2 protein-coding genes are annotated in these 2,144 nt (G+C 63.9%); both read right to left on the bottom strand.

Going from position 1 to position 2,144, the window contains the following annotated elements; genetic code table 11:
• Positions 1-3: 3 nt before the first annotated feature.
• Positions 4-1,293: a M18 family aminopeptidase gene (locus ACF8GF_RS05405; RefSeq protein ID WP_176685023.1), complete on the bottom strand. Its 1,290-nt coding sequence runs from the start codon at positions 1,291-1,293 to the stop codon at positions 4-6.
• A 169-nt stretch (positions 1,294-1,462) separates the two neighbouring features.
• Positions 1,463-2,098: an RluA family pseudouridine synthase gene (locus ACF8GF_RS05400; RefSeq protein ID WP_003252569.1), complete on the bottom strand. Its 636-nt coding sequence runs from the start codon at positions 2,096-2,098 to the stop codon at positions 1,463-1,465.
• Positions 2,099-2,144: the final 46 nt, after the last annotated feature.

Here is a 2,144-nt window from a genome sequence, read left to right as displayed (position 1 = left end):
ACATCAAGGCAGTTCGCGGCTACGGTAGAACGCGGTCAGTACCTTCACCAGGTGCGCCAGGTCATGGCTGCCGCACAGCTCGCGAATGGAGTGCATGGCAAAGGTCGGCAAACCGATATCCACCGTGCGCACACCCAGGTGGCTGGCGGTGATCGGCCCGATGGTCGAGCCACAGCCCATGTCGCTGCGCACCACAAAGCTCTGCACCGGTACTTCCTCGGCCATGCACAAGTGGCGGAAGAACCCGGCAGTCTCGCTGTTGGTGGCGTAGCGCTGGTTGTTGTTCACTTTGATCACGGGCCCGGCGTTGAGCTTCGGCCCGTGGTTGCCGTCATGCTTGTCGGCGTAGTTGGGGTGCACGCCGTGGGCGTTGTCGGCCGACACCATCAGCGAGCGCTGGAGGGTGCGCACATAGGTGTCGCCATCGGGCAGCAGGCGCTGCAGGGTCTGCTCCAGCATTGGGCCATCGGCACCGCAGGCCGAGCAACTGCCGACTTCTTCGTGGTCGTTGCACACCAGTACACAGGTTTCGTCGCTGTCGGCGGCCAGCAGGGCCTGCAAACCGGCGTAGCACGACAGCAGGTTGTCCAGGCGGGCGCCGGCGATGAAGTCGCCATTCAGGCCGATCAGCGCGGCGTCCTGCGTGTCGTAAAAGCTCAGCTCGTAGTCCAGCACCACGTCGGCGATCAATTCGTGCTCGCGGGCCAGTTGCTCGGTGAGCAGGGCGCGGAAGTCGATGCGTTCGTCACCGGCCACTTGGGCGAGGATGGGGGGCAGTTCATTCTGCGGGTTGATCGCCCAGCCTTCGTTGGCGGTGCGGTTCAGGTGGATCGCCAGGTTGGGGATGATCGCGATTGGCAGCTTGAAGTCGATCAGCTGGCTTTCGACCTTGCCGTCACGGCGGTAGGTGACGCGGCCGGCCAGCGACAGGTCGCGGTCGAACCAGGGGGCCAGCAACGCGCCGCCATACACTTCCACGCCCAGTTGCAGGAAGCCCTGGCGCTGCAGCTCGGGCTGAGGCTTGACCCGCAAGCACGGGCTGTCAGTGTGGGCGCCGACCATGCGGATGCCATTGAGCAGCGGCGACTGCTTGCCCAGTTTGATGGCGATGATTGAAGAATCGTTGCGGGTGACGTAGTAGCGGCAGCCGGCCTCAGGGTCCCAACTGTCGCGCTCGTCCAGGCGCTTGTAGCCGGCCGCCTCAAGGCGCTGGACCAGGCTGGCGGTGGCATGGAAGGGCGTGGGGGAGGCCTTGAGAAAGTCGATAAGGCCGGTATTCAGTGCATCGCGCATAGCTCACTCCAGACAGCAGTGGCGCGAGTTTAACGCACAATGTCGACAATTTGTGTCTGCATCTTCGCGGCTAAAGCCGCTCCCACAGGTATTACACAGCCCCTGAGAGCAGCGCGGTCCCTGTGGGAGCGGCTTTAGCCGCGAAGAGGCCGGTACAGGCCCTGCGAAATCAGAACGGCGCCGGGCACTCGAACTTCAACCGCTGCCCGGACACCGGGTGGGTGAAGCTCAGCATCGAGGCATGCAGGCACAGCCGCTCATGGGCCGCCAGGGCTTGCGGGTTGGCATACAGCCTATCACCCAGCAGCGGGTGCCCGATCGACAGCATGTGCACGCGCAACTGGTGCGAACGCCCGGTAATCGGTGTCAACTCCACCCGACAGTAATCGCCGCAGCGCTCGACGATACGCCAGAAGGTCAGGGCGTGCTTGCCCTGCTCGTGGTCCACCACATGCCGTGGTTTGGTCGGTGGGTCGTAGCGCAGCGGCAGGTCGATGCTGCCGCTGTCCAGCGCCGGCTGGCCCCAGCACAGTGCGGTGTAGGCTTTCTCCGTTTCACGGTCGTGAAACTGGCGCGACAGCTCGCGGTGGCTGTCGGCATCGCGGGCCAGCAGGATGATGCCGGAGGTTTCCCAGTCCAGACGGTGCACGATCAGCGCATCGGGGTAGCCGTTTTCCTGCAGGCGGGTGATCAGGCAGTCCTTGTTGTCCTCGGCACGGCCAGGGACCGATAGCAGCAGGGTCGGTTTGTTGATCACCAGGATGGCAGCGTCTTCGAAGAGGATCTGGACATTCGACAGCGGCATTGCAGGTCTCACGAAAATAGCGTTAAACGCTGGGGCCGCTTTGCGG

The organism is Pseudomonas sp. yb_5 (assembly GCF_043103865.1).
Taxonomy (GTDB): domain Bacteria; phylum Pseudomonadota; class Gammaproteobacteria; order Pseudomonadales; family Pseudomonadaceae; genus Aquipseudomonas; species Aquipseudomonas putida_Y.
This window is presented reverse-complemented; position numbering and strand designations above follow the sequence as displayed.